The organism is Delftia sp. (assembly GCF_059499305.1).
Genome location: NZ_JCABYI010000015.1, coordinates 65,735 through 73,664, shown reverse-complemented (window position 1 = coordinate 73,664; position 7,930 = coordinate 65,735). Strand labels below are relative to the sequence as shown.

Sequence of the window (7,930 nt, the reverse complement as noted above, 5' to 3'; positions counted from 1 at the left end):
AAGTGTTACCCATGTCTGTGAGCTGAGTTGTTACCCATGTCCTTGACACGTACACCCAAATGTCCGCGACCCCTTCGCTGCGCTGCGGGGCCACCTGCGCCGTGACGGTTGCGGGGTTCGCCGTGAAACTCTCTTCGCGCTGCGCGCTACGTTCAAACATCACGGCGAGTCAGATGACGAAGCAGTCCTGTCCTTCGGCAGGACTGCAACCCCGCAACCGCCACGACGCAGGCGCTGACATACGGGGAGTTGTTGCGGGCCTTCGCTGCGCTCGGCCTTTTTTACTGTTTCGGGATCTTGGCCTGGACGATCACGTCGCCCCAGCGCTTGATTTCCGATTGCAGCAATTGCGCGGTCTGCTCGGGCGTGCTGGACTGGGCCTGGACGTTCATTTCGCGCAGCTTCTGCGTGACTTCGGGGGAGTTCACGGCGGCGGCGATTTCCTTGTTCAGGCGGGCGATGATTTCCGGAGGGGTCTTGGCGGGGGCGGCCAGGGCGTTCCAGGAAGAGGCGACGAAGCCCTTGACGCCTGACTCCTGGGCCGTGGGCACGCCGGGCAGCAGGGCCGAGCGCTTGTCGCCGGTGATGGCCAGCAGGTTGACGGCCTTGGAGTTGATCTGGCCCATGATGGGCGTGAGGATTTCCACGGCCGCGTCGATCTGCCTGCCCCGCAGGGCCGTGACCACGGCGGGAGTGCCGTTGAAGGGCACGATCTGGGCGTCGATGCCGGCCGTGGTCTTGAACAGTTCGGCCGCCAGGTGCTGGGTGCTGCCGATGGCGATGCTGCCGATGTTGAGCTTGCCGGGGTGGGCCTTGGCCCAGGCCACCAGCTCGCCCAGGTTCCTGAAGCGCGAGTCGCTGGCGGTGAGCACGCCGATGTCGAAGTAGCCCAGGGTGGATATCGGCGTGAAGTCCTTGACCATGTCGAAGGGCAGCTGGTTGAAAAGCCCCACGGTGACGGCGCTGCCGTTGGACAGGAGGAACAGCGTGTGTCCGTCAGGTGCGGACTTGGCCACGGTGTCGGCTGCGACGATGCCGCCCGCGCTGGGCTTGTTGTCGATGATGACGGGCTGGCCCAGCTGCGAGGCCAGCTTTTGCGCAACGACGCGCGAGGTGACGTCGGCCACGCCGCCTGCGCCAAAGGGCACGACGATGCGGATGGGCTTGTTCGACAGGGGCTGTGCCTGGCTGGTGATGGCGGCCAGCAGCAGGGCCGCGCAGGTCAGGGCGCTGCGCGTGAAGCGGCGTTTGTTCATGGGTCTTTTGTCTCCTGGCCGGCCAGTGTGGCGCAAAAGCGCAGGCCGGCCCAGATCGCCCGTGTTCTGGCTGCTATGCCCTGGCGCAATAGCCGTGTGGCAGCCTGGCCGGGGCTGGATCAGGCGTGCGTGATCCAGCTGCGGTGCTCGTCCGTGTCCAGGTGGTTGAGCGTGTTGAAGGTCTGCAGCATCAGGCGCTTGGGGCTGGTGGTGAACTCGGTCACGGCGCTGTTGCGGATGCGCATGTTCAGCGCAATGGTGACCTCCGGCGAGGTGCCCAGCACATGGCCCACGGCGGTGGAGATGGGGCCGCCGCTGCTGACCAGCAGCACGTTTTCGTCGGCATGTTCGTGCCGCACGCGCTCCAGCACCTGGCGCACGCCGCCGGAGAAGTCGTCCCAGCTGGGCATGCCCTTGGGGCTGATGGTGCCGGCCATCCACTGGGCCAGGGCATCGCACAGCAGCCGGAAGTGGTGGCGGTACAGCTCGGGTGTGTCGGGCTTGGGCAGGGGCGCCGGATGGATGGCCTGCAGCAGCGCGCCGCTGTCGTATTCATCGAGGCCTGCAAGCGCCTGGGTGCGGTGCTGCTCGGCAGGCAGGCTGCCCAGGCCTTCGGCGATGCCGGCCAGCGTCTGCGCATGGCGGCGCAGCGTGCCCGTGTAGACCGCGTCGAAGCGCAGGCCGCGCTCTCGCCAGTAGGCACCCAACCTTTGCGATTGCGCCTGGCCGCGTTCGCTGAGCTGGTCGTAGTCTTCGGCACCAAACGAGGCCTGGCCATGGCGCACAAGATAGAGGGTTCCCATGGCGCGGATTGTGGCCAGCGCTGGCGCCGGCGTTTGTCCTGCGGGCGACTGGCTGCCGCCTTGGCGACAGATTCCAGCACCCCGGCAGCCCTTACAACAGCACCTGGCCGCTCACGCACTCCACCACATGGCCGCCTATCCACAGCGCGCCCTGGGCGTCCTCGCTGACATGCACGCGGCCGTCGCGGCCCACGCAGCAGCCCTGGCTGGCGATGTAGGGCGCGCGCAGCAGGCCTTCGCCGCGCAGCCACAGGGCCAGGCTGGCGTTGAGGCTGCCGGTGACGGGGTCTTCGGTGACGCCGACGGGGCTGGCGAAGCCTCGCACTTCCAGGCTGGGGGCGGCATCCGCATCGGCCCCGGCCGGGCGCTGGCCCGTGGCAAAGGCGCGTGCCTCGCGGCTGCTGCGGCCGATCAGTGCCGGTGCATCTTGCGCGCTTTCGTACAGCGCGCAGGCACCCACCTTGGTGTTCAGCGCCTTGAGCCTTGCATGGTCGGGCTCCAGCGCCAGCACCTGATCGGGATGCTCGAAGAGCACGCCCATCCAGCGCGGGCCGTTGTCCAGCCAGGCGGCGCGCAGGATCTGGCCGGGCTCCGCGCCCAGCGCGGCAGCCACCTCGGCCAGCAGGCCCGGCTCCACGACGCCGATGTCGGTGGCCGGTGCCTGGAAGGCCAGGCGTCCGTCCTGGTGCGCAATCGAGATCAGCCCCTTGGCGCATTCCTGCACGATGCGCCCCGCCTGCTGCGGCACGCCGCCCTGCGCCAGCCAGGCGTGGCAGCTGCCCAGCGTGGGATGGCCGGCAAAGGGCAGCTCGCCACCCGGCGTGAAGATGCGCACGCGGTAGTCGGCGCCTGCGGCGCGGCCGGCCTCGGTGGGCGGCAGCACGAAGGTGGTCTCCGACAGATTGGTCCAGGCCGCGAAGGACTGCATCTGCGCATCGGTCAACCCGGTGGCGTCGAGCACGACGGCCAGCGGATTGCCCAGGTAGGGCCGTGCCGTGAACACGTCCACGGTCATGAAGGGGCGCTGGCGGGAGACGTATGCAGGTGTCATGGCAATGGGCAGATGGAAGGGAGGATGGAAAAGCCGACGGCAAGCCGGACTTTGGTTCGACTGCGTGTCGGCTTCCCTCTGGCCCAAGCAGGTAACTGGCCCAAACACCAGGGACGCCGAGCAAGAGCCGCCTCACGGCGGGGGCGCCTAGCCGAGGGCGTCGTCCCCCTCCCTTGCGAAGCAAGTAGAGAGGGGGAAGCGGCGCTAGCCGCTCAGGGGGTGGTTTACATCGTGGAGCGGATGGCGGCAGCCAGGGCGGCGATGCCCTTGTCGATCTGCTCGGCCGACACGGTCACGTAGGACAGGCGCAGCGTGTTGGCCTGGGGCTCGTCCGCGTAGAACGGCGCGCCGGGCACGAAGGCCGTGCCGCGTTCCACAGCGGCGGGCAGCAGCTTTTGCGCATCCATGCCCTTGGGCAGGCGAACCCACAGGAACATGCCGCCCACGGGACGGGTCCACTGCACGTCCAGGCCGGCCATTTCGCGTTCCAGCGCGGCCAGCATGGCGTCGCGCTGGCGCTTGTACATGGCGCGGATGGTGGGCACGTGGCGGTCCAGGAAGCCGTCCTTGATGACCTCGGAGACCACGCGCTGGTTGAAGCCGGGCGTGTGCAGGTCGGCCGCCTGCTTGGCCTGCAGCAGCTTGTTGTAGACGGACTTGGGCGCCACCAGGAAGCCGATGCGCAGGCCAGGGGCCAGCACCTTGGAAAACGAGCCCAGGTAGATCACGCCTTCGGGGTTGCGCGCGGCCAGCGGCAGGGCAGGGGGCTGCTCGAACCACAGGTCGCCATAGGGGTTGTCCTCGATCAGCGGGATGCCGAGTTCACGCGCCTTGTCCACCAGGGCCTGGCGGCGTGCCTCGGCCATGGTGCGGCCGGTGGGGTTCTGGAAGTTGGGCAGCACGTAGGCCAGGCGGGCCTTGTCGGCGCCGGTGCCGGCCTTGGCGGCGAAGTCCTCGACGAGGATGCCGTCGTCATCGCTGTCCACGCCCACGGGAATCGGTTCCTGCGGCGCAAAGGCCTGCAGCGCGCCCAGGTAGGTGGGCTTTTCGACCAGCATGCGGCTGCCGCGGTCCAGGAAGACCTTGCCGATCAGGTCCAGCGCCTGCTGCGAGCCCGTGGTGATCAGCACCTGGTCGGGGTCCACTTCCCAGGGCAGGAAGTCGGCCACGGCCTGGCGCAGGGGCGCGAAGCCTTCGCTGGTGGCGTATTGCAGGGCCGCTGCGCCATCGCGCTGCATCACGGTCTGGCAGGCCTGGGTGAACGCGTCCAGCGGGAAGGCCAGCGGCGAGGGCAGGCCGCCCGCCATGCTGATGATGCCGGGACGGTCGGTGAGCTTGAGGATTTCGCGGATGGCGGAGGGGTTCATCTTGGCAGCACGGTCTGCCAGCGTCCAGGTCGTCATAAAAAAAGCAGTTCCAGGTCTTTGCGGTGCCCGCCATGCGGGCGGGCTGGTATGGGTTGCCATGCCGTCGTGGGGCACGGGCCGGCCGCATGTGAAGAGCGCAGTGCGGATGGTGCTTTCGCTCTTGCGCCGGCAATGAGGGTATTTTGTCGCGGCCGTGAAGGGTCTGCGCATCCTCCCTTCAATAGCTGGGCAGGCCAGTACGGCCTTTGCCTGGGTGTGGATGGCGGACCCTCATGCGGCCACCATCCACATCGCCGTCAGCGCCAGCATGGCCGCCATGGCACGGTTGAACCACAGCAGCCTGCGTCCCTGGGCCAGCCAGTGGCGCAGCAGTGCGCCCACGCAGGCATACAGCAGATTGCTGGAGAAGGCATAGGCGGCCATGACGGGCAGCACCACGGACAGGCGCTCGCTCAGGTCGTCGTGCCCCGCCAGCCAGCCGGCCACGATGGCCAGGGCCAGCAGCCAGGCCTTGATGTTCACGAATTGCAATCCCACGCCCTGCCAGAAACCCACCTGCAGCTGCTGCTGCGATTGCAGTGACGCCATCTGTGCGCTGCGGCTCAGGCGCCAGGCCATCCACAGCAGGTAGCCGATGCCGGCGGCCTTGACCAGCCACAGCAGCAGCGGTGCCGCCACGATCGCCGCGCCCACGCCGGCCGTGCTCAGCACCAGCAGCAAGCACCAGCCCACGGGCACGGCCAGGACGAAGCGCAGCGCCGGGCGCAGGCCGTGGTTGGCGGCCAGGGCCGTGGACAGCGTGGTGTTGGGGCCGGGGCTGAAGCTCATGGAAGCGGCGAGCAGCAACAAGGCGGTGAGTTCGGACGGTGGCATGAGGCGGTGGCCCCGGAGGTCTCCATACAGGCGGCAAGGGGCTGTTGGGGAGGAGGGCACGGCAGGCCTGCTCCGCAGCACGAATGCCTGCAATATAGGTGCAAGACCTGTACAGTACCAATACAGTTGAACCCTCAATTGCATGTTCTGTATCGGCGCCCATCCCGATACAGTGACGTTTTGGTGACTCCCTCATGCCCGTTCCCCTTTCGCGGCTGGCGCCGCAGACCCTGAGTACCCAGCTGGCCGAACGCCTGGGAGAGCGCATCCGCATGCGCCTGCTGCCGGCGGGCGCACGCCTGCCCTCGGTGCGCGAATGCGCGCGCCAGCAGGGCGTGAGCACGCACACGGTGGTGGCCGCCTATGACCTGCTGCAGGCCCAGGGCCTGGTCGAGGCGCGGCCGCAAAGCGGCTTTTTCGTGCGCGATTTCGTGCAGGACGCACCGCTGCTGCAGTCCGAACAGGCCCGCGCCGCGCCTGCGGACGAGGCCACCGGCGCGCCCAAGGGCACGCGCATCAATGCCTCCATGCTGGTGCGCGGCATGTTCCACCAGAGCGTGGGCGGCAGGCCCCAGCCCGGCGCGGGCGTGCTGCCGGCCCAATGGCTGGAGGCAGGCTTTCTGGCCGCTGCCATGCGCAAGGCCTGCTCGGGAAAATCCCTGCACGACTCCTGCGTGGGCTATGGCGACCCGCTGGGCGACATCAGCCTGCGCGAGGCGCTGTCGCGGCGCCTGGCGCGCCTGGGCATTGCGGCGGCGCCGCAGCACATCATCACCACCATGGGCGCAACGCATGGGCTGGACGTGGTCAGCCGGGCCCTGCTGCAGCCGGGCGATCCGGTGATGGTGGAGGAGCCCGGCTGGGCCGTGGAGTTCGCGCGCCTGGCATCGCTGGGCATGCGCGTGCTGCCCGTGCCGCGCGGCCCCGACGGGCCGGACCTGGCCGTGATGCAGCGGTACTGCGAAAGCTGCGCGCCCAAGCTCTACGTCAGCGTGAGCGTGCTGCACAATCCCACCGGCTACAGCCTGTCGCCGGCCAGCGCCCACGAGGTGCTGCAGCTGGCGCGGCGATTCGGCTTCTACGTGGTGGAGGACGATACCTATGGCGAGATCGCGCCCGACCACGCCGCACGCATGACCGTGCTGGACCGCCTGGGCCACAGCATCTACGTGAGCGGCTTCGCCAAGCTGCTGGCGCCCAACTGGCGCGTGGGCTATCTGGCGCCGCCGCCTGCGCTGGTGGAGCGCCTGGTGGACACCAAGCTGCTGTCCACGCTGACCACCCCCGCACTGACGGAACGCGCCCTGGCCCACTGCATGGACCAGGGCCAGCTGCGCCGCCATGCCGAGCGCCTGCGCCAGCACCTGGCCCAGGCCCGCATGCGCAGCGTGGCACTGGCCCAGCAGGCCGGAGCCCGCTTCGCGGCCGAGCCGGCCGGCATGTTCGGCTGGGTGGACACCGGCGTGGACACCGAAACCCTGGCCCAGCGCCTGCTGGACGCCGGCTACTTCATCGCCCCCGGCTCCATGTTCCACGCCGGCCGCCAGCCCAGCACCTGCATGCGCATCAACTTCGCCACCACGCAGGAACCCGCCTTCTGGCGCATCTTCGAACGCGAAGTCCAAGCCATGCGCGGCAGCGCATAGAAAAGGGAATGGGAGAGAGGAGAGGGGGAGGGGGCGGAAGGCGGGGAAGGCTGTATCGACCCGCAAACATAGATCAGACCAGCAGCGCAAAAAACCGACGAGGCCCAAAGCGAGGGACACCGAGCAAGGGCCGCCCCGCCGCGAGGGTGTCGTCCCCCTCCCCCGCGAAGCGGGTAGAGAGGGGGAAGGCGCGTCAGCGCCTCAGGGGGTGCCCCCAGTCAATGCGCCCGCATCTTCGTACGCAAGCGCGCAATCGCCTGGCTGTGCAGTTGGCACACACGCGATTCGGTCACGCCCAGCACGGCGGCGATTTCCTTGAGGTTCATGTCGTGCTCGTAGTACATGCCCATGATGTACTGCTCGCGCTCGGGCAGGGCCTTGATGGCTTCGACCAGGGCCACGCGCAGGCGGTGGTCGCGCAGCAGCGCAAAGGGGTCGGCGCCGCTGTCGGCCACGTGGCGTTCGAGGAAGTCCTCGCCCTCGTCGCCGCCTGACATGTCTTCCAGGTAGACCAGTTGCGTGCCGCGCACCTTGCCCAGCAGCGACTGGTAGTCGTCCAGGTCCATGCCCAGCTCGTCGGCGATCTCGGACTCCAGCGGGGTGCGTCCCAGGCGCTGCTCCAGGCGGTGCAGCGCGTGCTCTATGTCCTTCTGGCTCTTGCGCGAGCTGCGGCTCATCCAGTCGCCCTCGCGCAGTTCATCGAGCATGGCGCCGCGGATGCGCTGGCTGGCGAAGGTCTCGAATTGCACGCCCTGCTCGCTCTCGAAGCGGGACAGGGCTTCGGCCAGGCCGATCATTCCGACCTGTATCAGATCATCAAGCTCCACATTGGGAGGCAGCTTGGCGATCATGTGCAGCGCGATCCGGCGTACCAGGGGTACGTGCCGACGGATCAGTGCATCGCGGTCGAGTTGGCCTTTGGCGGTGTACATGG

General features: G+C 68.4%; 7 protein-coding genes. 1 reads left to right on the top strand and 6 read right to left on the bottom strand.

What is annotated here, in order from left to right; all coding sequences use genetic code 11:
* Positions 1-281 precede the first annotated feature (281 nt).
* From AC5I49_RS10035 to AC5I49_RS10015, 5 genes are all read right to left on the bottom strand, one after another.
* Positions 282-1,256, bottom strand: a complete 975-nt coding sequence (locus tag AC5I49_RS10035; RefSeq protein WP_495789268.1) for a Bug family tripartite tricarboxylate transporter substrate binding protein — start codon at positions 1,254-1,256, stop codon at positions 282-284.
* Between the two features lie 119 nt (positions 1,257-1,375).
* Positions 1,376-2,059, bottom strand: a complete 684-nt coding sequence (locus AC5I49_RS10030) for a histidine phosphatase family protein (RefSeq protein WP_016449281.1) — start codon at positions 2,057-2,059, stop codon at positions 1,376-1,378.
* Between the two features lie 91 nt (positions 2,060-2,150).
* Positions 2,151-3,110 (bottom strand): PhzF family phenazine biosynthesis protein, encoded by a 960-nt coding sequence (locus AC5I49_RS10025; protein ID WP_043790858.1) that lies wholly within the window; start codon positions 3,108-3,110, stop codon positions 2,151-2,153.
* Positions 3,111-3,334: 224 nt separating this feature from the next.
* Positions 3,335-4,513 carry an aminotransferase-like domain-containing protein gene (locus AC5I49_RS10020; RefSeq protein WP_209803074.1) on the bottom strand — a complete coding sequence of 393 codons (1,179 nt, stop codon included), beginning with the start codon at positions 4,511-4,513 and terminating at the stop codon, positions 3,335-3,337.
* 234 nt (positions 4,514-4,747) lie between these two features.
* Positions 4,748-5,350 (bottom strand): LysE family translocator, encoded by a 603-nt coding sequence (locus AC5I49_RS10015; protein WP_016449284.1) that lies wholly within the window; start codon positions 5,348-5,350, stop codon positions 4,748-4,750.
* A 194-nt stretch (positions 5,351-5,544) separates the two neighbouring features.
* Between AC5I49_RS10015 and AC5I49_RS10010 the strand changes: the two genes are divergently transcribed.
* Positions 5,545-6,996 carry an aminotransferase-like domain-containing protein gene (locus AC5I49_RS10010; protein ID WP_016449285.1) on the top strand — a complete coding sequence of 484 codons (1,452 nt, stop codon included), beginning with the start codon at positions 5,545-5,547 and terminating at the stop codon, positions 6,994-6,996.
* A gap of 218 nt (positions 6,997-7,214) precedes the next feature.
* Here AC5I49_RS10010 and AC5I49_RS10005 read toward each other — a convergent pair whose 3' ends face one another.
* On the bottom strand, positions 7,215-7,928 hold the full coding sequence (locus AC5I49_RS10005) for an RNA polymerase sigma factor FliA (protein WP_012202528.1): 714 nt from the start codon (positions 7,926-7,928) through the stop codon (positions 7,215-7,217).
* Positions 7,929-7,930: the final 2 nt, after the last annotated feature.

What these genes read in the sequence shown, in the direction of transcription:
- AC5I49_RS10035 (WP_495789268.1), bottom strand. Translation starts at nt 1,256, where the DNA reads ATGAACAAACGCCGCTTCACGCGCAGCGCCCTGACCTGCGCGGCCCTG.
- AC5I49_RS10030 (WP_016449281.1), bottom strand. Translation starts at nt 2,059, where the DNA reads ATGGGAACCCTCTATCTTGTGCGCCATGGCCAGGCCTCGTTTGGTGCC.
- AC5I49_RS10025 (WP_043790858.1), bottom strand. Translation starts at nt 3,110, where the DNA reads ATGACACCTGCATACGTCTCCCGCCAGCGCCCCTTCATGACCGTGGAC.
- AC5I49_RS10020 (WP_209803074.1), bottom strand. Translation starts at nt 4,513, where the DNA reads ATGACGACCTGGACGCTGGCAGACCGTGCTGCCAAGATGAACCCCTCC.
- AC5I49_RS10015 (WP_016449284.1), bottom strand. Translation starts at nt 5,350, where the DNA reads ATGCCACCGTCCGAACTCACCGCCTTGTTGCTGCTCGCCGCTTCCATG.
- AC5I49_RS10010 (WP_016449285.1), top strand. Translation starts at nt 5,545, where the DNA reads ATGCCCGTTCCCCTTTCGCGGCTGGCGCCGCAGACCCTGAGTACCCAG.
- AC5I49_RS10005 (WP_012202528.1), bottom strand. Translation starts at nt 7,928, where the DNA reads ATGTACACCGCCAAAGGCCAACTCGACCGCGATGCACTGATCCGTCGG.